Below are 21,365 nucleotides of genomic sequence, written 5' to 3' on the forward strand. Positions count from 1 at the left end.
ACCTGCCGAAAGAAATTTTCAGGATGCCAAGCAAGATCATCAGTTTTGCGAATGCAGAAATTGGAACCTGATTGAAAGCAGCAGAGAAAGACAATCTTGCGAAACATCAACGTTGGCAAAAACGCCAAAGGGCAGGTTTCCCATATTGTTGGAAAATCCCGCCCAAACAGCTCATGTCAGTTTCGAAACAGAACTAAAACCCCGTCTCGATCCGATTGTAGATCAGGGAAGTAAGTGTGTAGATCTGACCTCCGATAAACGGGCCTGCGATAACGATCATCACCAGGATCGCAACGATTTTCGGAATGAAAGTCAGTGTGATTTCCTGAACCTGCGTCAGGGCCTGTAGCAGGGCAATTCCGATACCGACAACCATCGCCGGCACGATTGCCGGAGCTGAGCCAACGAGGATTGTCCAGATTGCAGACCTGACAAGGTCCAGGGCATCAACTTCGTTCATTTAACTCTTGTCCGCGTCAGTCCGTTTGGCTCTACGAAATCTTCACGCCCGGGCCGAGCAGAATTCCCTGACCGTTATCGAGGCCCAGGATTGTACCGTCCGAGTAGATCTCAACATGCTCAACCTTCCCGGTCGTTCCATTCATGTCGGTGACCGTTCTTCCAATCAGATCATCGACCTGACTGAAGGACATGTTGGTCAACATGGTCTCAAGCTTCGCGTTGGTCTGAATAGCCTGCTCAACTTGGCTGAAGCTTGCGAGCTGAGACAGTTGTTCGGACGCATCCATCGGATTGGTCGGATCCTGATTTTGCATCTGCGCCATCATGAGCTGCAGGAACGTGTCGTAATCGACTGTCAGCTGCTGTTGTGCGCCCGAAGCATTTCCTGCTCCCTGGGATTGCGCAGCGCCGACGCTTTCAACACTCGTCATTGGGTTACTCCTTATACAACGGCCAACTGCGGGCGTTGAGAAAACTCATTTCCTGCTGGAATTGCGGAAACGTCTGGACTGGCGGTTTCGTCTTCACTCTGCCGCGCGTCCATCACAACAGCCTCGACCGGGTAAAGTCCCCGGACGACTTTCATCGCTTCGAACCATCTCTGGGTCTTGGCCAGCTCCTCCACGTCATCGAGCCGCTTGAGGATTTCTTCGTTTGAGAACGCGGACTTGATCGACCCAAGAACAAGATGAAACATGTCCTGCGCAGCCCGGGCAGAAACAGGATCGATGATCATTGTCTGAAGAATGAAATAAAGCTGACGGAGCGGCGTCGTCGCCTCTTCAGGCTGCAGAACGTGTGCTTCGAGCAGAAACACGGCATCATTCAACAGTTCGATATTGGTTTTGCGTTCAGCTCGGATAACCGCGCCGTTAATGAACAGGCGCTCGCCTGCCTTCAAACCGATTTTCATATGTTTAACCGTCCAGGCTGTCGCGGATGATTGCATTGATCTGAATGATGTCCGAGAAGTCCTGCTGCTCCCACTGGCGCAACGCCTCGACTTCTTTCAGAACCCAGATGCCGACCGAGATGAGGTTGGCCCTCGTTTCAATCGGCAGCTCGTTGGCATCATCGGCAAGATGTTCGAGGAAATAGCTCCACAGTCGACGGGTGTAGAACAACGCGTCCACGGCTTCGGGCGATTTGACTCCCGTCTCTTTCGCTACTGTCAGTTTGTCGAGAACAATCGACATCGCCTCATGTTCATTGAGCCGCTGATCGCTGCAAAGATCGTCCATAACCTCTGCGTAAGACAGGTTGTACATGGGCCCTCCAGGGTTTGTTTTACGTGAAATATCTGGGACTTAGGGATTTCAGATGTAATTGAGTATGCTGAGCCCCTGCATACGGGCTGTCACTGCATAGGTGGTCTCCAGCTGGGTCAAAGCCGTGTTCAGACGAACAGAGGTTTCCTCAAGATTGACGCTCTCAAGGTCGTTGACCCTCTTGTTGAGAATATCCGTCTGAACTTTCAGCCGGTCGCTCGCCAGTTTGACCTGTTCCTGCACGTTGCCGAGCTTGCCCATTTCGCTGGTGATGCCGGCGATCCCTGTCCCCAGCTTCTCGATTGCCTTGTCGATCACCACCTTGTAAGTGCCCGGATCCAGGTCTTCATTCCCGAGATCGGACATAAGCGTGTAGGCCTGCGCCAGGTCCCGGAAAGCCTGTTCGTTGGCACTCACGGAACTTGTCACCGTCTCACTGGCGGAAATCCGGCTGACCATGGCGTTGTCCGAAGCAGACGACCACGTAGCACCCCAAGCAGGATCCGCGAACATGGCATCGAATGCCCCGTTCAGATAGGTGTCCATGGCAGCCGGTGTAATCGTGGAAACAGCCGGATTGGTCTGCGCCATGCCGAACTCCGCCAGAAAGGCAGCATCAGCGGCAACCTTGTTGGGAGACGCTGGATCCGAATAGTCGGCGATCGGCTCCTGATCGGAGTTGATCCCGGCGAACACGAAGCTGCCGTTCAGCTGGGTGTTGAGGCGCGATGTGAGCAACTCCATGTTGCCGATCGCATCCGCCTTAACGATGTCCGAACTGGTCTCGTTTTCCCGAAGCGCGACAAGCGTTTTCAGAAAGTCCTGTGCGTCTGCCAGCATATCGCCCATCGCGGCCTGACTTACATCCAATCGGGATGTCGTCAGAGCATTGGTGTCGATTATGCCATCCAGAAAATGGAATTCCGAGCGCAAGGACACGCTTTCTCCGGTCTTTGTGCCGAGATCCAGTCCGATATCGTATTTGCGACCTGATGCCAGTTCGACGCTTAACTTGTTGACCTGGCTTGCCTGGTTCATGATCTGCCGGCGGGAAGCATCCGCAAGTGAGATCGTTGAAATGTAGGTGGTTTTCATGCCGGTTACCTCGCTGCGGCCAGTAGGTCTTCAAGCATTGAATCGACAGCGGTAATCAACCGCGTGGCAGCTGAATAGGAACGCTCGATTTCAAGAAGAAGGGTCATTTCTTCGTCGATGTTGACGCCGGTTTTGTTGTTCAGGTTTTCCGCTGTCCTGCCAATAAGGACTGACTGGACTTCAACATTGCTGGTCATCGTCTTCCGACCGCTTTCCAGCCAGCTGACGGAAGAGGACGCAAAGCCACTCAGCGAATCTGACGGATCCAGCTCGACACCAGCATCAAAGACCGTGTCGGCATCAAAGGCTGAAACAAGTTCCTGCAAGCGGTCAGAAAAACCTGCGGCTCCGGATGGGTTGTAGTCATAGTTCGGGTTCAGAGGATCCGAGATGCCGCCATCACGGATAAGATCCAGATTTCCTCCCTGATCGGGATCCGCATTCGCATTGACCACAATCTCCGACGCGAGACCCGGAACAAGCGTTCCTGCTGCCGGTAGAGCCGGCGCTCCGGACCAGGTGAACAGACCGGCTTGATCCGGTCCGCCGCCGCCTAACTGATCACTTTCGGCAAACGCTTCGATCAATCCCCGGGCAATCTCGTCCAACTGGTTCTGATAGGTTACCGACACTTCGTCTCGAAGTTGGGCAAGGCCGTGCAGACGGCCAGATTTGACTGGCATGACGGCACTCGGTCCCGCGACCGGCACCCCATCGACCAGGACGTTGTTGCCGACAGTCGTGGCGTCATAGACAACGGTCGGCTCAAAAGTCACCGACCTTGCCTTCGTTTCAAACAGGGTGACGCCGCTGTCGGTATAGACCACGATATCGCCGTCACTGCGGTTGAGCGTCGTGATGCCGATCTCTTCGGAGAGTTTCAGCAGAACCTGATCACGGGAATCCAGCGCATCCGTGACATCCGCGCCGGACTGGGTCCCCTTCACGACCAACGCATTCAGATCCTCCAGTTGACCGAGGAGATTGTTGATCTCTCGCACGGAGGTTGCCATGTCGGTGTCCGCATTCGCACGCACTTCCTGAACAAGGTCTGAACTCGACTGAAGAGTTTGCGCCATATCCTTCGCGGACTGCAGGACATCCTGAGCCTGGATGGCATTGTTCGGATCCGACGCCAGGTTCTGGATCGACAGTTTCAGTTCACCCAGCTTTGCAGCCGGAGACATCTTGAGTTCGGTGTCTCCGGTTGTTTCCGAAAGTCGGGTCAGTCCTGCAAGCACAGCTTCCTGGGATGTTCCAGCAGACGTGGTTTGCAGGAGAGAGGCATAAAGCGCGCTGTCCGTAACGCGGGCAATACCGTCAACGCGGAGCCCCCCCGCCTGACCTGAGTCAGTATAGGATTGCGACAGGAGGACCGATTTTCGTGAATACCCGGGATCCTGCGCTCCCGAGATGTTCCTGGCAACGACGGAAGATTCTGTTTGCCGGGCGGCCAGCGCGGATTGCGCGACCTGCAACGCTACAGACAAACTCATGACTACAACTTTCTGGTTTGAGAATTAGCCGGCTTAGCGAGCCAGGTTCACCAACTGCTCGAGAAGATCGGAACCAGCCTTGAACACCTGTGAGTTGGCGGTGTAGCTACGTTGAGACTCAATCATGGACGTCAGCTCATTGCCGAGATCGACGTTCGAGTCCTCAAGCCCGCCAACCTTGATGTTGCCCATACCCCCCTCTCCGGCAAAGCCGACCCGCACGTCACCGGAATCAACCGACGGGCTGTAGACGTTGCCGGACTTCGGATCGAGTTTGTCGGGGCTCGGAACGTTGGCCAGCGGGATCTGATAGATGGCTCTGCGATCGCCGTTTGTGTAGATCGCATAGAGCGTGCCGTCTTTGTCGAACTCAACGTTCTTCACCGAGCTCGGCGCGTTGCCGTCGGCATCAACATTAGTGACCGTAAAATCTGCGTTCAGGTAAGTCGATTGCGCAAGATCGATGTCAAACGTGCTGCCGTTCGGAACCGTAACGTTGATGTCCGTCGGGCTGGCTCCGGTGAGATTTCCGTTGGTTACATCAAATGTAATCGTCTGGGTGTTTAGTGCCGGCGAAGAATAGGGAAAGCCACCGCCTGCTGCGGCATCCGCCGCGTTGTAGATCGATACTTCCCAGTCAGAATCCGCAGCCGTCTCCGTGACCTTGGAATAGTAGACATCCAGTTTCACTTCATTGCCGAGATTGTCGTAAACGATCATCGAGGTTTTGTGAGAGAAGCTCGATGTCGCGACGTTTGCTGACGGCAGGTCCGCCGCCGGAACAATGGCCGCATCTTCGCTTACATTGACCCTCAGAAACGCATTGCTTGTTGGTGTAGCTTCAAGCTGGTTCTGCGTTGTGTTGATGCGCTCCAAACCACCAAGTCCATTCGCGACGGTCGTTGGTGCCGTGCCATCCGTCACAGGATAGCCTTGAAGATAATACCCGGCTGTATTGACCAGGTAGCCGTCGCCATCCGGAACAAAGTGCCCGGCACGGGTCAGGTAGCTTTCACCGGCCTCGTTCGCAACCACAAAGAAGCCATTTCCGTCAACCGCAAGGTCGGTCTTGGAGGTGGTGAAGCTCACATTGCCCTGCTTCGTGACGTTGTATTGCGTGTGAGCTTCAACACCGCCGGAATTGAATGATCCGGAGCCCTGTGAAACCACGAGCGAGGAAAACGCAGACTCAGCTCTCTTGTAGCCGGTCGTACTAGAATTCATAATATTCTCAGCAACCGTACCAAGTTTGCTGGATTGTGCGTTCATGCCTGAAACGCCGCTGCGCATCACTCCGAAAAGGCCCATGACAGGTCTCCTGTGTCCAAATCAACTGACCACAGTCAAACCGACATAACTTGCGCGAAGCTGTTCCTCGAAAAGAAATTATTGTTTATATTCATATACTTAATTATCTAAATATTTATCTATCGGGCAAAATGAAGCGTGTTTCCAAATTTCTCCAAGATTAAGCTTTGCCTGAAGAACAGAATTTCTTGGAATTCTTTGTCCATTTGCCGAATCCAGCAGCGATCATGTTCCTGATCACGGTGCAAACATAACGTTTTTGTGCCGGGTTGTTGTTCGGCCCGGCATGATACCTGGCGACCGCCATAGTCCACGAGCCTTGTCGGGTGCGGAGCTCTTTCAAAAATCTGGCCGCGTATTGCACGTTCGCACGCGGTTCTAGCATGTGATCGACTGAGCGGAACTGATCACCGTGATAGTGGTGATTGATCTGCATGCACCCGATATCGATAAGTTTCTTGCCGTGCTTGCGTGCTTTGCTCACATCCCGCTTGGCAGCCTGCCTGCTTGGCGGAAACACCGACTTACCCTCGATATTCAAAGCGTAAGGGTACAGCGAGTTTCTTCGTCCGGTCTCTGTCAATCCAACGGCATAAAGTACGCCGAGCGGCACACCATATTTCTGAGCAGCCGCGACCATTTCCCGTTCGCAGATGTTTTGCACTTCAGCCTGGGCCGGGATTGCGAAAAGCGCGACGAGACTAAAGATAGATACCCTCAGAGAGGTCGGGACGGGAACGTTCTTCATCACCTGTTCCTTTCAGGTTTTCGTCTGAATAGACAGGGTCTTCACCCTGACGGCCTGCACGCTCTTGCCGGCGGTCGGAATTGCTGTCGTTGAAGTTCTGAGATTGACCGCTTCCATTCGCATCGCCATTGCCGCCAGGCTGGCCCGACGTAGAGCTACCGGTCGACGTGTTGCCGGTCTGAACCGTGAGACGATCGTCTGCGGCCTGTACGGTAATCGTCTCGGCCTTGAAACCCGTCGTTCGCAACATCTGGTCCAGCAGTTGACGGTCCTGTTTGAGCAGTTCTGCCGTTTGCGCCTTGCTTGTCAAAAGGGTCACTTCGACATCGTCACCAACCATCCTGAGAGACACTTTCACGGTGCCGAGTTCATGAGGTGTGAGCTGAATGTCCAACGTTTTCAAAACAGGCCCTTCAGCCCGTGCATTCAGGCCGGTCTGAATGCGTCCATTGTCCTTGGGAAGGTCCTCCAGAAAGCTGGTGATCTGATCCCCCACCTGCTGAGCAGGAGATAAACGCATGTTGGGAGCAAAGTGCGTTTCCTGTCGAAGCACCTTCACTGTGCCTGAAGCCTCTTCCGGCAAAACAGTCCTGCCTGTCGGAGTATCCTGGGCTACCTCTGGCTCCACACCAAACTGTGCAAACAGCGAAGTCGTTCCGGTCTTTGCGGTTTCTGTCGCGTCCGGCCTACCTGGAAGAGAGGCAAAATCGCTGGCATTTGCCGCGGATCCGCCAATTGTACGGTTCGGCGAATTGAGACTGACGACTTGCGACCGATCACCCGTTCCTACGGTGATGATCGCACTGAACCCAAGACCGGTCGAAGTAACCGGCCCTCTGTTCGGCTCTATCGATCCGGTGTCCTGTGTGGTGGATGGATCAGGTTCCTGAGAGCCTTCGTCGATGCCCTGCTGTGCCAGGACATTCTGGGAGGCCTTGCGCAGCGCATCAGCTAGATTGCTCGTTGAAAACGAAACGCCCTCACCTGATTTCCAGACATTGCCGCTCTTGGCATCTGACGTCCCGGGAGACGTTGCTTCTTCCGGACCGGCGTCGGATGCATCAGCCTTTTTTCCAGTTGAGTCGGCCATGTCTTTTTCGCTTGACCCACGCTGATTCCGGTTTTTCATCCCATCGATAACCGATTGAAACTTTGCAGCGGTTTCACTCGAAGACTTTTCTCCCCTTTCGGACGATTTGCTGTCAGCCGGTTTGCCTTGTGCGGAAGGCGTCGGAACCATTGCGGGAGTGTTCACACTCATTGTCCTTCTCCAAGTAGCGCAAGCGAACGACCTGTCCGACGCAAAAGTTTTTCGGCAACTTCCATATCTGCGGTGAGCCAGGCCCTCTCGTCCGGAGCCTTGATACCGCTGGCCACGTTGAATTCTCCGATGACGTTGTCGGGCGGTTCCGGAAAGTGCCGAATGGAATTCAGAACGGTATAAACCCCGTCTAGAAGCTCCAGATCTTCATCCGCCAACATTGCCTTGTTGACAGACCAAAGGAGATCCCGATTGGCGGAAATGTTCTCTGCATCTAGTCTTGTGGCCGAAAGATAGATCTTCAGGATCTCTTTTTCCTGAGTCCCGTCAACGGCAAGAAAGAGAGCTTCGTCTGTCGACTTGCGGGCCACTTTCAAATGTCCCGCCAGCAAGGCAGAGCGCGCCAGCCGCAGATAGAGTCCTCTCCTGGAATCGGCGTCAAACTCGCGCAGAACATCGTCGAGCAAAGCAAACTTGTCCTCGCTTTGAACGAATCCAAGCGTGTCCAGAGCGAGCGCAAACCGGCGGCGAAAATCTCCCGCGTAAACAGATGCTCTGAAACGGCGCAGATATCGAATGCTAAGAACCCGGAAGCGAGCAACATCACCCATCATTCCCGCGACAAATACTTCCCTGCGGAGAGCAGCCTCCTCAACCAGCGTCCCCGGCATCAGAAGGCTGGCAACCTGAAGCAATTCCATAGCCTTTGCAGGTTCTGAGCGAATGAACGGGGCGGCTTTCACCAGGGCGACATGACCGCCCAGAGAAGAAGGCAGGTTGAGCGGGTCAATGTCGCTGAGCAATTCCTGCATGTCCTCTTCACGGCCTTCTACATAGGCAAGCGAAGCCTCCATCAGCTTTTGGTCTATTGCCGGCAACGGATCGAGAGACAGAAGATGCTTCATGACCCTCGGATGCCCACCGCTAAGCAAGTGGACAACAGCGGCTCGTGCGTTTCGGGGGTCCTGCCAAACCTCGACTGAAACATTGAGATATGCTTCGTCCATTTTTGCCAGAAGAGTTCTTTGAGCCTGCATGGCGTGGGTGTTGCCCTGTGCAATCTGCTCCTGCAGTCCCTGCAACGATCTGGTCATCTCAAAGGGGGCCAGTTCATTTACCTGATCTTGAGGACCTTCTGCTCGACTGCCATTTGCAACACAAACGGCGATGCTGAGGGTCGCAATCAGTCTGACAATTCCGGTGCCCATTTGTGAAAAGGCATGCATTATTCACTACCCTCCAGAAGATAGATTTCAATTCTCCTGTTGCTGGCAGCAAACGGGTCCTTCGGATTGTTCAAGTGCCTGTCAGCATACCCTTCGACGCGATCGAAACGGTTCTTATTCACGCCGCCTCTCACAAGCATGTACAGCGCCATATGGGCTCTTGCCGAGGACAGACGCCAGTTGTCGTAGGTCTTGCTGCGGAACGGACGCGCATCGGTATGCCCCTTGATGACAATCTGACCGGGTGTGTCTGCAACAACCTTGCCGATACGCTTGAGCAGCTTGACCAATTCCGGTCTTGGTTCGGCAGACCCAATTGCAAACATGCCGAAGTTCTGGTCATCGGTCAGGCTTATGAGAGTGCCTTCGCCCTCACGCGTTACAGTGATTTTTTCGGCAGTTTCTTCCAGGATCGTCCCCCTGGTGTCCTCCAGGACGTCCGATAGTTGCGCAACCAGAGTTTCCGAGGTTCCCGGCTCTAGAGAAGCTGCCTGTTGAGCCAATGAGGCGTTCGCTGGTTTCAGGTTGGTGCCACGACCCTCCCCGCTGCGGCCCATGACGTGCGCTACCACCGGATCCAGTTTTCCGGCACCAATGTTCTGTGCCAGGGCCAAGCTCCCGCCTTTTTCCTCGGCTGTTACGGTCGCCCGAGCCATCATTTCGGTCTGTGTTTCCGTATTCAAAACTTGTCTGGAGTTTTGCTTCGCCAGGCTGTCGTCGATCTGGCTCTCTTCTGCTTCAATCGAAAGCGTGGTCTCAGCAACAACTTGCGAGCCGCTACCAGGTCCCGCGCCTCCCAGCTCTCCCTCGGTCGGTGATTGCGGCAGCGCCTCAACACCCTCTACACCGCGGCCAGGCCGGAATTGCCAGAACATCGGGTCGAACGGATCGCGATAAGCCTGACCTCCCTGAGAGCCTTCCTGTTTCTGCATACCGGAGCCAATGCCCCTTGGATTTGCCTCAAGCGATTCCTCTACGCGTATCTTTTCCGAAAGCGTGTCCAACACCGCATAAGGATCTGAAAACAAGATCGATTCTGAATGGATTTGTGTAAACTGACCCGCAGCCGGTGCCCCGCCCTGTTCCGGTTTTTCTTCCGTCTCTTCGATCCTGTGACCAGCTTCAAGGCCTTGACCGAAGTTTTCATCCTGATCGACCGGTTGTTCGGATCCACCAAGCTTGCCCATGAACAGCTTCGTTCCGTTCTCGTTGGTATCTCCGTTGATTTGCGGATCGTTCAGTCCCTTCCGGTTGGGCGCGGTGGACGCAAGTTTGACGGGATTGAAATATTGAGCAACGCCGCGGCGAACACTGTCGTCAGTGACGTTGATCAGCCACATCACGAGGAAAAACGCCATCAGTGCCGTCATGAAGTCCGCGTAGGCAATCTTCCAGACACCGTGAGGCAGGTCTTCGTCTTCCCAGCTGTTCTTGCGCCGGACAATGACAATCTCGTTTGCAACACCATCCAGCATCAATCAGTCTCCCGCAGCAGATTTTCCAGTTGACCTATCCATTGACCAAAACGGGTTTCGATCATGGTCTCGTCGAGTAAGGCGATCAGTTCCAGTTCATCCGCAATCTCGACCTCGATCCGGTCCTGCAGGGCTGGAAGTTGCACAACAACCTTTTCGACAAGCCCCTTCGGCCCTCTCAGCCGGATCAGTTTTTCGCTACTGTCCTGCGTCAGCTGACGAAGATTTTCAGTAAATGCAGCGACAAGCTGTTCGGTGACCTGCTCTTTCAGGAAGGACTGCAGCAGTCTGGACAACGAATAGGAAATGCGTTGCTCCATCACGTCCAGAAATCGTTCGATGGCCGCACTGACATTCGCCGCTTCGCGCATATCGAATTTGATCTGCTCTTCTTCCAACGATTTTGCGTGCGCCTCGCGGGCAGTTTCCAGAAGCGTTTCGTAGTGCGCGCGTGTTTGCTCTTCCCCTTCACGGCGTCCCCGCTCGAATTCAGCTTGCAGTCTGTCTTCTTCGTTCGGTTGAGAGACAAGATCTTCGTCTGGCTCAAGCACATCGACCAACGCCGGATCGTATGCCCCGAGAGCCTTGAACTTCGGAATGGAAAGCACCGGTATGTGAGAAGCAGCAGAGTTCGACATTAGACACGCTCCGATTCATAGAGCCATTGACGCAGGATCGCTGCAGATTGCTCTTCGTTGAACTCCAGTAACGACTCCAGTTTCTTGAGCGCGGATTGGTTGCGCTTGCTGTTCAGATCCTGAAGAAGGTCGGAATGATCGGGCGGCACCAGATAGGTCTGCTCGCCTTCCATCGCTTCGGTTTCGACTTCGATCCCCTCAGGCAGCATGCCGAGTTCGGCAATTTCCGCTTGGGGCTTGGCGACCTGAGGCACCAGGGCGGCAACCGCCGGGCGCAACCCGAACCAGATCACCAGCATGGAAACCGTCAGGATAGCCAAAGCATTGATGATGTTGCCGGACTGGCGCAGCAGATATTCCGAAATGCTGAGCGGTGGGATCGGCTCCATTGCGCGGCCGCCGTCGACAAAATCCACGACCGCAACTTTGACATTGTCACCACGAGCTTCCTCGATGCCGGCTGAAGAGGCCACAAGCGCTTCAATTTCCGTCAGCTGCTCATCGAGCTGCGCCTGGGTCGGATCGCCACCGAGAGACTGGGCGAGCCGGGTCTGGTCGACAAGAACTGCGATCGAGAGTTTTGAAACCCTGTAGCCGTCTTGCGAGGTTTCGATCCTCTTGGAGGAAATCTCGTAGTTGACTGTCTCTTCGCGACGCTCGTTTTCTTCCGTGGAACGTTCGCCGTTTTCTGCCGCAACGTCTTCTTCAGGCAGGTTCTGTTCCACGGTTGTCGGAGCGGATGTGCTGGAATTCTGCGCGTTTTCATTTTCCCGGATCGTTCGAACCGACCGTTCAATCCGTGAATCCGGGTCATAGATCGTTTCAGCGATCATTTTCCGGTCTGTATTGAGCTCAGCAGCAACGCTTACCTGAAAGTTGTCCAGCCCGAGATATGGCGTCAGTGTTTTTCGGATATTCTCCTGGATCCGACTGCTGACCGCGGTTTCAAGGCTTGCCATTTGACCTGCTGAGGCCTTGGTCGGGTCTTTGCCCGCAGCAAGAATTCCACCGGATGTGTCCAGAACCGTGACCTTGTTGGCCTCCATTCCAGGAACACCGGCAGCGACCAGGTGCCGAATGGCGTCGGCGGTCCGAACATCGTCAGGAACATCGGATCTGATAACGACGGAGGCGGACGGCGGCTGCTGATCACGCCGGAAAGAGCCTTTTTCCGGCAGAACGATGTGAACACGCGCTGCGCGAATGCCTTTCATCAGCTGGATCGTTCGGGCAAGTTCGCCCTCGAGCGCCCTGACGCGCGTGACTTCCTGCATGAAGGATGTCAGGCCCAGAGATCCGAGCTCATCGAACAACTCATATCCAGAGTTTGCTCCGCGCGGCAGCCCCTTTTCAGCAAGCAACATACGTGCCTTGGCAGTTTGTGCGTGGCTGACCATCACCGCGCTTCCGTCCGCACTGATGTCGAACGGAATACCGGCGTCCCGCAGGGCCGAGCCGATGCGGGTTACGTCTTCTCCATCCAGACCGGTATAGAGAGCTGCTTGCTCGGGCCGGCTCAGATAATAGGCGCCGGCACCAACGGTTGCGATTGTAGCGAGACCGATCAGAGCGAGCGCGACCAGTCTGCGCACTCCCAGCTCCATCAGGTTTGCCCAAAGTTTTTCGGCGTGTTCACGGCCCGGCATGCATCACCCTTTCATGCACGTGTCTTCTGGTTTCCGCCACTATCGGAAATGGACCTTGCGCGAGCCTGTCATTCGCCTGGCAGAACAAAAAAAGACCGCGCCCGGAAGGCGCGGTCCTCTTTTCCGAATATCCGGCTGGATTAACGGAACAGGGACAGAATGTTCTGAGAGCCCTGGTTGGCGATCGACAGAGCCTGAATACCAAGCTGCTGCTGTGTCTGCAGAGCCTGAAGACGTGTCGATTCCTTGTTCATGTCAGCATCAACCAGCTGTCCGACACCACGATCGATGGCGTCACGCAGAGCAGACACGAAGTCCGTCTGAAGGTCGACACGGCTCTTCACTGAACCCAGTGTGGTTGCAGCGTCAGTGATGTCGCCGAGGGCGGCATCAATGCCGGCAATCACAGTATCCAGACCAGCAAGGTCAGCATCGGTCACAGCGGAAATATCGAGATCCGCAATGCCGTTACCTGTGATGTTGGTCAGGGCTGCAAAACCACGGTCCTGGTCGAGGATGCCGGATTGGTCGGCAGCATCGTAAAGTTCAGTTCCGGTGGTGTCGACGGTGACGGTCTGAATGGTGATTGCACCACCAGCACGTGAGAAGGATGCCACGATGTCCTTGTTGGCAGCATAGCCTGCTGCACCGGAGTCTACGGACAACCAGTTTTCACCGTTGAAGACAGCCGAGTCAGCCGTGTTTTTCAGCTGGTTCTGCAGCTCGCTGATGTCGGACTGGATCTTGCCGCGGTCAACACCCGGAGTACGAGCAGCAACGACTTTGGCCTTGATTTCGTTCATGACATCAACGGTGCTGTCCATTGCAGTGTACATAACGTCGACGGTCGCAGCACCAAGACCCAGAGAGTCTTCAACGGCGCCAAGAGCCATGTTGTCGGAACGCATGGTTGTTGCGATGGACCAGTATGCTGCGTTGTCTTCCGCGCCGGAAACGCGATAACCTGTGGAGATGCGGTTCTGCGTCTCGGCCAGGTTTGCGTTGGTGCTCCGCAGGGTCTGCAGAGCGGTCATTGCGGAAGCGTTCGTCATCAAGCTAGACATGATATGTCCCTTTCAATGTTTCAGTAGGTACTGGAATTTGTTTGGGACATGCCGGGTTCTCACCGGCACAACAGGAGCAGCTTCATGCTTTTGAACCGAGAGCAATGCGGTTCAACCTGCTGTGAGAAGAACACTAGAGGCTCTATCTTGCGCGAACCTTACGCCGATCATTTCAATTCGATCTTTTAAGGCGTCCCGTTGCACCGGACAATTAAATCGCCAGAGACTTGGTCGTAAACGACAAAAAACGGGGCCATGTGGCCCCGCTCTTTTCTTCAATGGTTTCTTCATATTGCTAGAAGAATGACCGAACCAGGCTACCGACCAGCAAGTTCCATCCATCGATCAGAACAAAGAACAAAGCCTTGAACGGCAGAGATATAACGGTTGGCGGCAGCATCATCATGCCCATGGACATTGTGATCGTCGCCACGATCATATCGATCACGAGAAAAGGCAGTGCGATCAGAAATCCGATTTCAAACCCGCGACGCAGCTCAGATATCATGAATGCGGGAATGAGAACTCTGAGTTCAACCTCTTCCGCGCTCGCCGCCTCTGTTTCTGTAACCCGGCCGGCGGCAAGGTCGTCGAAGAGAACAAGATCTTCTTCCCTTACCTGGCTCAACATGAACTCGCGAAAAGGAGTTGAAATACGAACGTAGGCTTCCTGTTCAGAAATCTCATTGTTCATGAGCGGTTGAACGCCTTCTTCCCATGCTTTGTCAAAGGTCGGCCCCATTACATAGAAGGTCATGAAAAGAGCGAGCGAAATGAGGATCAGATTGCCCGGTGTTGTCTGCAATCCGATTCCGGAACGCAAAAATGAGAACGCGATGACAAACCTGGTGAAACTGGTCACCATGATCAAAATGCCCGGCGCCAGTGACAGAACCGTCAAGAGCGCGATGACCTGAATGATCCGACCACTCGCACTTCCCTCGCCTTCCGGCAACAGGGATGTCAAATCGGGGACCTGGGCGACAGCGCCGCTGGTCAGCAGAAAGACAAAGGCACCAGATAGAAGCAACCGGATCATTGAATAACCACCGACTCCAGAATAACTTCGCTCACTTGGCCTTTGGTACGTGTTTTTGCCCGCTCGGTCAGGTCTTCCCGCAAGTGCTGGAGACCTACGCCACCCTCCAGATGGCTCAATGTGAGCGTGCGCATGTAGGCGAGGAAGTCGTCTTCAACCTTCTTCCGCAAGACACCGACATCCCTGTCTTCTTCATCTACCAACAGGATCGAAGCCTTTACCCGGATCCAGGCTTCTTTCGGAGACGCCAGATTGGTCACCAGCGGGTCGAGTTTCTGGAGGCGCGTTGACGCAGCAAAGGGAAGAGTGTCAGCAAAGGATTGCTGCTGCCGAAGACGCCCGTGCACTTCCTGCTCCGTATAGTCGGAAACATAAGCAGCCAATCCGGCGCCCGCGCCACCGCCGATTAATGTGAGCAGGATCAAGGCGGCAACGAAGCCGACATTACGCGCGGGTTGAGACACCCCATCCAGCGGAGCTTCAAGTAAATTGGACATATACGTATCCCGTTGGTTCCGGTCTGCGGATTAGAATGGCGTGATGATGTCGTAGATCTGCTGCCCCCAGGCGGGTTGCTGCACTTCTGTTATGCGGCCACGCCCACCGTAGGAAACTCGTGCTTCCGCGATCTTGTCGTAGGGAATGGTGTTGTTGCTCTGGATATCTCGCGGTCTGACAATTCCCGCGATCTGCAGAATGCGCATTTCATAGTTCACACGCACTTCCTGTGACCCGGAAATTACAAGATTGCCGTTTGGCAACCGGTCCGTAACAACCGCTGCGACAGACAACTTGATCTCTTCAGAGCGATCGATGGATCCTGAGCCGGCAGAACCGGAACCTGAATCAATGTCCAGATTTGCCTCACCGTTGCTGGTGTTGCCATCCCATGTCGCTCCGACAGAACCACCGATCCCTATATCGGATGTCCGCCGACGGTCGGAACTGTTATCCAGATTTGCCCTGTCGTTGATGTGGATGGTCACAGTCAGAACATCACCAACCTTCTTTGCTCGCGGATCCGAGAAGAAGTTGTCACGTCCATTCATCCAGAGAGAATTGTAGTCCTTGATCCCGCCTGGCCCAAAAGTGCTGAGCGGATAGACCGCCGTCGATTGCGTTGCCAGCCCGTATCCGACAGGCGACATCTCCGGCGCCCTGCCGATATCTTCCAGTTGACCGGCACACCCGGAAAGCATCATCGCTCCAAGGGGAATGAAAATCGCGCGCATCAGAAACTCCGTTGTGCTTCCGGATAGGTCAGGCCCATCATCGATTGGGTCAATTGTGCGGCCCTGGAGGGCTCCATTTCATCGAGAATGCTGCTGGCGACCCGGGCCTTGAGCTTCAAGAGAACTCCCACCGCGGCCTCTTCATCCGTTGTCGACAATTGTGCCGCAGCTGCTTCCGGGCGCATGCGGCCAATGATCGTGACGACCTGATCCTCCACTTCGTTGAGGAGATCTTCCCGCCGTTTGACCCATGTCTCGAATTCGCGCTCCTTGCGCTGCAGCTCAGCGATCCTGTCACGAAGACGGGCTTCCAGACTGATCAGTTTCCAGGTCTGCCACTGGATGCGCGCATCAGAAGCTGCTTCCGCAATGTTCTGACAGTAAAGCTCGCTGTCTCCAGGAGGTACGATCACTTCAGCCTTCGGCTTTCCGCGCGGGGACTGGGCATTCGCGCCTGGCGACCCCACCAAAGCAATTGAGAATGCCAGAGCTGCCAGAAAGCCCGTCCTCCGGCAGATGTCCAAATTGAAAGGCATAAAACGCCGTCCTTCATGCTTAACCCATTGGCATGCACATTCGACGATCGAGCTTGTGTGAGGCTGTCGAACAAAGAAAAAACGCCGCTTTCGGAGCGGCGTTTCAAAGTTCGGCGACAACTGCTTCAGTATCTACTGAACGACAAGCTCCGCTTGCAGGGCTCCAGCAGTCTTGATTGCCTGCAGGATCGCAATGATTCCTGTCGGTCGAAGCCCGATCCGGTTGAGACCACGCACAAGTGTCGGCAAATCAGTGCCACCGACCACAGCCAACTGCCCACCACTCTCCTGTGCATCCACGTAAGTCCTTGGCACAACAACTGTCTGACCATTCTGGGAAAATGGCGACGGCTGCGAGACCTCGGGCGCCTCCGAAATTCGTACCGTCAGATTACCGTGCGTTATCGCAACGGTGGAAATCTGCACGTCCTTGCCAATGACAACAGTGCCGGTCCGCTCGTCGATCACCACCTTCGCTGTCTGGTCAGGTCGTACGCGAATAGCTTCGATTTCGGAGATAAACCTGGTGATGCTCACATGCTTTGGCGGTGCAAGGTGGACGGAACGGTAGTCGCGTTCCTTTGCAACACGAACACCATACCGCTCCTTGGTGTAGCGGTTGATCGCATCGGTAATACGGACAGCCGTTCTGAAATCGGGATTGCTGAGTTCCAGCACCAAAGCAGGAATCTGCGAAAATTTAGCCGGCAAATCTCGTTCGATCAGACCACCATTTGGAACCCGACCTACAGTTGGAATTCCCTGAGTAAGACTTTCCGCCTGCCCCAATTCGGCGAAGCCTGAAACGGCGACCGGACCTTGCGCGACCGCATAAATGTGCCCATCCGCCCCTAACAGCGGTGTGGCCACCAATGTTCCGCCCGCGAGTGAAGTCGCATCGCCAAGGGACGAGACACTAACGTCAATCGTCGATCCCTTGCCGATAAAGGACGGCATTTCCGCGGTGACCACAACGGCTGCGACGTTACGTGTTCTAAGCCTGGAATCCCGCACGTTCACACCAAGACTATCGAGCATCGACTGCAGTGACTGCTCGGTGAACGGTGAGTTGCGGAGACTGTCTCCTGAACCTTTCAGGCCGATCACCAGACCGTACCCGACAAGTTGGTTGTCCCGAACCCCCTGCAGGCTGGCGATGTCCTTGATCCGCACCATGGCCGAAGCCGGTGCAACCGCCATGACCAACGCCAAAAGACCACACACAAATCTGAGCATCGATCAATTCTCCACCCGGATGGTTCCGTCTTCCTGCACCCGGCCGGACACAACCAATCCGCTATCAATGTTTCGAACGCGCACGAAGCTGCCCGCGCCACCATTCTGCAGGGCTTCCACCTGCATGATGATCATCAGCCCATGCTCTCTGAAGACGAGCCGGGCCGGCTCACCGCGACGGACGAGGACTTGTTTTTCAACCGCATTGACCGGTACGGGTTGCCCGGGAAGCAACGTCCGGCGTGCGATCATGCCAACGAGCTGACCTCGATGCGTAGACACAGCGAATTGCTGGGCTGTACGGCGCGGGAATTTGCGCTCAACCAGATGCTGATGAGAAATCTCGTCTCCGGGATGAATTGTCTGACGCGGAACAGGGAGTTCCACTCCAGCCGCCCCAGCTATCTGGCCGAAAGCAGATACGAAAACTGCGAAAAGCAGCAGCCTGACCATCGTGACCATTGCACCTGTCCTGTTATCAGCGGATACCGTTGGTCACGGTTCCGGCCATCTCGTCCGCAGCCTTCATGACCTTCGAGTTCATCTCGTAACCACGCTGCGCATTGATCAATGCCGTGATTTCCTTCACCGGATCAACGTTGGAACTTTCCAGATATCCCTGGCGGATAACTCCAAAACCTGGATCACCCGGCACCCCAGCTACAGGTGTTCCGGACGCTTCCGTTTCCCGGAAGAGATTGCCGCCCACCGGCTCAAGTCCAACGTCATTGGCGAAGTTGGCCAGCGTCAACTGACCAAGCTCGCGCGGCGCGAGTTCGCCATCAACCTTGGCAAACACCTGTCCGGACTCGTTGATCGCCACTTCGATTGTTTCTTCAGGAACGATAATGGCCGGTTCAACCGGATAACCGTCGATCGTGACAAGGCGTCCATCTGCGTTCTTGTTGAATGAGCCCGCGCGGGAATAGAGGGTCTCGTCATCCGGTCCGGTAATCTCGAACCACCCTCGCCCATCCAGAGCGACATCAAACTGGTTACCGGTATTGGTCAGAGACCCTTGAACATGCAGCTTTCGAATACCGGCTGTTTTCACGCCAAGGCCGAGTTGCGCGCCCTCAGGAACCGGATCTTCACCACCACGGTTTGGAACTCCTTGAAGTCTTTCGGCTTGATAAAGAAGGTCGGAAAACTCTGCCTGAGACCGTTTGAACGATGTTGTGTTCATATTGGCGATGTTGTTGGCGACGACTTCCACGTTCAACTGCTGAGCGCTCATGCCGGTCGCAGCGATAGCTAGGGCTTTCATCGGGTACTCTCCTAAAACTGAGCCGGACTGTCCGGCAGATCCGAAATCGCGGATCAGATCGACATGCGGCTGACTTCCTGGTAGGCGGACACCACCTTGTCGCGAATGGCGATCGCGGTCTGAAGCGTTGATTCAGCGGCCATGACCGCTTCCACCACCTGCTGCACCGACGCCTGGCCATCAACACCTGCAATGGCGGTCGCTTCGCCTTGCTTGATCTTGTCGATCGCGCCTTGCGATACATGCGCCATCGCATCGCTGAAGCTGCTTTCAGCGACTTTTTCCGTTCCGCCAAGATCCGGGGTACCAACGGAATATCTTGTCGTGGACGATGTATTCAGAACTCCGTCCGTCGACGAAGTAAGAGCGGCAATTTCGTTGATCATGATCAGTTCCTCAGCAGATCGATGTGGCGCATAACCATCTCGCGGGCCTGCGTCATGACTTTCAGGTTGGCTTCATAGGAGCGGTTGGTCTCGCGCATGTCCGCGAGTTCCAGCAGCGTGTTGACGTTCGGCATCTTCACGTAGCCGTTCTCGTCCGCAGCCGGGTGTCCAGGTTCATATTCAACGGTGAAGGGCGCCTTGTCGGCGCCAACCCCTTTCACCGACACGAGATTGGCCTGGGTCGCCCTGTTGAATTCACTTTCAAAGGTAATCGTTTTCCGGCGATACGGGTCGTCGCCCGAGGTTTCGCCGGTCGAGCGCGCGTTGGCCAGGTTCTCCGAAACAACCCGAAGCCTTTCGGATTGTGCCCTCAATCCCGAACCGGAAATTTGGAGCGTTGCTGCAAGCGGATCTGACATCAGATTATTCCTTATGGCTTCACGGCGGCGAGGTACATGCGATGGAATGACTTCGCGATACTGGCGTTCAAGGCATGATCGCGCGCGACCTCTCCGGCTTTGACCATCTCCTGTTCCAGACTGACTGAGTTGCCTGAATGGCTCACCGTCCAGCTGTCCGCCTTTTCAACGTCGGAAGAACGGGAAACTTCCATCATCTGTCCGAGATGGCTTCCATGCGTTGCGGTCATCGCAAGTTGCGTTTTGCTGACAATTGACGTGAATGGCTCGAGATCCTTTGCACGAAAACCGGGGGTGTTCGCGTTGGCTATGTTTTCGGCAATCGTTGCCTGGCGCACGGACAGCCAGTCATTGTTATGAGAAACAAGTTTGGTCAGGAACACCGGCTCCATCGAGAACCTCCTATCAGTTCAGGTCCTCCACTTGGTAAGCAGGCAACCTTGCCCGAGGCTGTTCCAGGCGTGATCCATGGCCTCCGGCAACACAAGCTTCACGCAACCTTCACAGTGCATGCATTGATGACACGGGCTCCACCCGTTCTGGACCAAAGCTAATTGTGAGAAAGAGAAACCGGATGGATTGGCTGACGCATGGCCTTTTTCAAATACCAGCAAGTTCGAACAGCGATTTGTGCACGATCCATCGATCTGCAACGAATTCCGCCACATGGCTCCTGCTTGCAACCCTGTCAGTGTTCACCACCGTTTCATCGGCCAACGCGGGCGGGCTCCCCATTGACTGTGAGAGCTATGCTCGCGCCTACGCGGACGCTCACACCACCGGAGATCCTTCCGATCTGACAATTGTCGACGGCGCAATGCGCGGAGCTGTTATCGGTGGCGGCTGGAGGGGGCCAAGCGGAGCCCGACGAGGCGCATTGGCCGGTGGAGCGCTTTCGGTTCTGGATTCAATCGGAAATTATCCAGGCGGATGGCAAGGCATGTATGACCTTGCGTACCGAATGTGCCGAAATGGCCAGTCTGGCGTCACCCACAGGCCAAAAACGCTTGGTGATCCGACTTATCGTTCGCGGCGCTCCAGTCCCCAAGAGCTTGTCCCACCCCTGCCACCTCAAAGGCAGTTGCCGCCGATACAAAGTCGCTAAGGAACCAACATGCTGAACTTCCTGAACGCAAAGAAAGAGTCCCTGACAAGGGCTATCCAACGACGCCTTCATCCCCGGCAGCGCACTAGATTGCGCCCCGCCAAACTCGCCAGTCTCGACAATGAGTTCATCTGTGATTGCACGATACGGGACATGTCCGAGGGTGGCGTCAGACTGGTGCTGAACGAAGACACTGACCTTCCAGAAGAATTCTACGTTTTTGATGCCGTGCCAAGGACGGTCGCAGAGGTCCAGCTCCGCTGGCGGAACGGACTTGCAGCCGGCGTCGTCTACATGGTTCCGCCCGCCAGCATCAAACACTTCAGCAACACCGGCGTACGCAAACTCGCACAAAGACTTTATGCGCTGGACGGCTAAGGTTGGTTCGCCTGGGCAGGAACAAAAGCCGGCAGTTGGCAGACCTTCTCAATTCTAGTCTTCACAATGAATACACTGTA

26 protein-coding genes are annotated in these 21,365 nt (G+C 55.1%); 2 read left to right on the top strand and 24 right to left on the bottom strand.

Features of this window, described 5'->3' with window-relative positions; genetic code table 11:
* Positions 1 to 193: 193 nt before the first annotated feature.
* The 24 genes from fliQ to flgB all read right to left on the bottom strand — a co-directional run bounded on the left by fliQ (position 194) and on the right by flgB (position 20,194).
* Positions 194 to 460 carry a flagellar biosynthesis protein FliQ gene (gene fliQ, locus ABLO27_RS06090; protein WP_352943580.1) on the bottom strand — a complete coding sequence of 89 codons (267 nt, stop codon included), beginning with the start codon at positions 458 to 460 and terminating at the stop codon, positions 194 to 196.
* 31 nt (positions 461 to 491) lie between these two features.
* Complete coding sequence (gene flgD / locus ABLO27_RS06095; RefSeq protein WP_353031269.1) at positions 492 to 893, bottom strand: flagellar hook assembly protein FlgD; 402 nt, start codon at positions 891 to 893, stop codon at positions 492 to 494.
* Positions 894 to 904: 11 nt separating this feature from the next.
* The gene (gene flbT / locus ABLO27_RS06100; RefSeq protein WP_353031270.1) at positions 905 to 1,375 is read right to left on the bottom strand and encodes a flagellar biosynthesis repressor FlbT; all 471 of its coding nucleotides are present in this window, start codon (positions 1,373 to 1,375) and stop codon (positions 905 to 907) included.
* Between the two features lie 4 nt (positions 1,376 to 1,379).
* Entirely contained in the window at positions 1,380 to 1,730 is a 351-nt protein-coding gene (flaF, locus tag ABLO27_RS06105; RefSeq protein WP_352943574.1) for a flagellar biosynthesis regulator FlaF, read from the bottom strand.
* Positions 1,731 to 1,778: 48 nt separating this feature from the next.
* Positions 1,779 to 2,825, bottom strand: coding sequence for a flagellar hook-associated family protein (locus tag ABLO27_RS06110; RefSeq protein WP_353031272.1), 1,047 nt, complete (start codon positions 2,823 to 2,825; stop codon positions 1,779 to 1,781).
* A gap of 5 nt (positions 2,826 to 2,830) precedes the next feature.
* Positions 2,831 to 4,321, bottom strand: coding sequence for a flagellar hook-associated protein FlgK (gene flgK, locus ABLO27_RS06115; RefSeq protein ID WP_353031273.1), 1,491 nt, complete (start codon positions 4,319 to 4,321; stop codon positions 2,831 to 2,833).
* Between the two features lie 33 nt (positions 4,322 to 4,354).
* Positions 4,355 to 5,629: a flagellar hook protein FlgE gene (locus ABLO27_RS06120; RefSeq protein WP_353031274.1), complete on the bottom strand. Its 1,275-nt coding sequence runs from the start codon at positions 5,627 to 5,629 to the stop codon at positions 4,355 to 4,357.
* A gap of 160 nt (positions 5,630 to 5,789) precedes the next feature.
* On the bottom strand, positions 5,790 to 6,377 hold the full coding sequence (locus ABLO27_RS06125) for a transglycosylase SLT domain-containing protein (RefSeq protein WP_353031276.1): 588 nt from the start codon (positions 6,375 to 6,377) through the stop codon (positions 5,790 to 5,792).
* The gene (locus ABLO27_RS06130; protein WP_353031278.1) at positions 6,331 to 7,638 is read right to left on the bottom strand and encodes a flagellar hook-length control protein FliK; all 1,308 of its coding nucleotides are present in this window, start codon (positions 7,636 to 7,638) and stop codon (positions 6,331 to 6,333) included. The genes ABLO27_RS06125 and ABLO27_RS06130 overlap by 47 nt, the downstream gene beginning before the upstream one ends.
* Positions 7,635 to 8,864: a chemotaxis protein gene (locus tag ABLO27_RS06135; protein WP_353031280.1), complete on the bottom strand. Its 1,230-nt coding sequence runs from the start codon at positions 8,862 to 8,864 to the stop codon at positions 7,635 to 7,637. Before ABLO27_RS06135 ends, ABLO27_RS06130 begins: the two co-directional genes overlap by 4 nt.
* Positions 8,864 to 10,339, bottom strand: coding sequence for a MotB family protein (locus tag ABLO27_RS06140; RefSeq protein ID WP_353031282.1), 1,476 nt, complete (start codon positions 10,337 to 10,339; stop codon positions 8,864 to 8,866). Before ABLO27_RS06140 ends, ABLO27_RS06135 begins: the two co-directional genes overlap by 1 nt.
* Positions 10,339 to 10,977 carry a hypothetical protein gene (locus ABLO27_RS06145; protein WP_353031284.1) on the bottom strand — a complete coding sequence of 213 codons (639 nt, stop codon included), beginning with the start codon at positions 10,975 to 10,977 and terminating at the stop codon, positions 10,339 to 10,341. Before ABLO27_RS06145 ends, ABLO27_RS06140 begins: the two co-directional genes overlap by 1 nt.
* Positions 10,977 to 12,623 carry a flagellar basal-body MS-ring/collar protein FliF gene (gene fliF, locus ABLO27_RS06150; protein WP_353031286.1) on the bottom strand — a complete coding sequence of 549 codons (1,647 nt, stop codon included), beginning with the start codon at positions 12,621 to 12,623 and terminating at the stop codon, positions 10,977 to 10,979. Before fliF ends, ABLO27_RS06145 begins: the two co-directional genes overlap by 1 nt.
* A gap of 140 nt (positions 12,624 to 12,763) precedes the next feature.
* Positions 12,764 to 13,687, bottom strand: a complete 924-nt coding sequence (locus ABLO27_RS06155) for a flagellin (RefSeq protein WP_353031288.1) — start codon at positions 13,685 to 13,687, stop codon at positions 12,764 to 12,766.
* A gap of 295 nt (positions 13,688 to 13,982) precedes the next feature.
* Complete coding sequence (gene fliP, locus ABLO27_RS06160) at positions 13,983 to 14,726, bottom strand: flagellar type III secretion system pore protein FliP (RefSeq protein WP_353031290.1); 744 nt, start codon at positions 14,724 to 14,726, stop codon at positions 13,983 to 13,985.
* Positions 14,723 to 15,223, bottom strand: a complete 501-nt coding sequence (locus ABLO27_RS06165; protein WP_353031292.1) for a flagellar basal body-associated FliL family protein — start codon at positions 15,221 to 15,223, stop codon at positions 14,723 to 14,725. The genes fliP and ABLO27_RS06165 overlap by 4 nt, the downstream gene beginning before the upstream one ends.
* Before the next feature lie 30 nt (positions 15,224 to 15,253).
* The gene (flgH, locus tag ABLO27_RS06170) at positions 15,254 to 15,958 is read right to left on the bottom strand and encodes a flagellar basal body L-ring protein FlgH (RefSeq protein WP_353031294.1); all 705 of its coding nucleotides are present in this window, start codon (positions 15,956 to 15,958) and stop codon (positions 15,254 to 15,256) included.
* Complete coding sequence (locus tag ABLO27_RS06175; protein ID WP_353031296.1) at positions 15,958 to 16,494, bottom strand: MotE family protein; 537 nt, start codon at positions 16,492 to 16,494, stop codon at positions 15,958 to 15,960. Before ABLO27_RS06175 ends, flgH begins: the two co-directional genes overlap by 1 nt.
* A gap of 132 nt (positions 16,495 to 16,626) precedes the next feature.
* Positions 16,627 to 17,730 (bottom strand): flagellar basal body P-ring protein FlgI, encoded by a 1,104-nt coding sequence (flgI, locus tag ABLO27_RS06180; RefSeq protein WP_353031298.1) that lies wholly within the window; start codon positions 17,728 to 17,730, stop codon positions 16,627 to 16,629.
* A 3-nt stretch (positions 17,731 to 17,733) separates the two neighbouring features.
* Positions 17,734 to 18,192 carry a flagellar basal body P-ring formation chaperone FlgA gene (flgA, locus tag ABLO27_RS06185; protein WP_353031301.1) on the bottom strand — a complete coding sequence of 153 codons (459 nt, stop codon included), beginning with the start codon at positions 18,190 to 18,192 and terminating at the stop codon, positions 17,734 to 17,736.
* Positions 18,193 to 18,208: 16 nt separating this feature from the next.
* Positions 18,209 to 18,997 carry a flagellar basal-body rod protein FlgG gene (gene flgG / locus ABLO27_RS06190; RefSeq protein ID WP_353031303.1) on the bottom strand — a complete coding sequence of 263 codons (789 nt, stop codon included), beginning with the start codon at positions 18,995 to 18,997 and terminating at the stop codon, positions 18,209 to 18,211.
* 53 nt (positions 18,998 to 19,050) lie between these two features.
* On the bottom strand, positions 19,051 to 19,383 hold the full coding sequence (locus ABLO27_RS06195) for a flagellar hook-basal body complex protein FliE (RefSeq protein ID WP_353031305.1): 333 nt from the start codon (positions 19,381 to 19,383) through the stop codon (positions 19,051 to 19,053).
* Between the two features lie 2 nt (positions 19,384 to 19,385).
* Entirely contained in the window at positions 19,386 to 19,802 is a 417-nt protein-coding gene (gene flgC, locus ABLO27_RS06200; protein WP_353031307.1) for a flagellar basal body rod protein FlgC, read from the bottom strand.
* An 11-nt stretch (positions 19,803 to 19,813) separates the two neighbouring features.
* On the bottom strand, positions 19,814 to 20,194 hold the full coding sequence (gene flgB, locus ABLO27_RS06205) for a flagellar basal body rod protein FlgB (protein ID WP_353031309.1): 381 nt from the start codon (positions 20,192 to 20,194) through the stop codon (positions 19,814 to 19,816).
* Between the two features lie 182 nt (positions 20,195 to 20,376).
* Between flgB and ABLO27_RS06210 the strand changes: the two genes are divergently transcribed.
* Positions 20,377 to 20,907 (top strand): hypothetical protein, encoded by a 531-nt coding sequence (locus ABLO27_RS06210; RefSeq protein ID WP_353031311.1) that lies wholly within the window; start codon positions 20,377 to 20,379, stop codon positions 20,905 to 20,907.
* 9 nt (positions 20,908 to 20,916) lie between these two features.
* Entirely contained in the window at positions 20,917 to 21,285 is a 369-nt protein-coding gene (locus ABLO27_RS06215; RefSeq protein WP_353031313.1) for a PilZ domain-containing protein, read from the top strand.
* Positions 21,286 to 21,365 lie beyond the last annotated feature (80 nt).

It is taken from the genome of Roseibium sp. SCP15, assembly GCF_040329435.1.
Taxonomy (GTDB): domain Bacteria; phylum Pseudomonadota; class Alphaproteobacteria; order Rhizobiales; family Stappiaceae; genus Roseibium.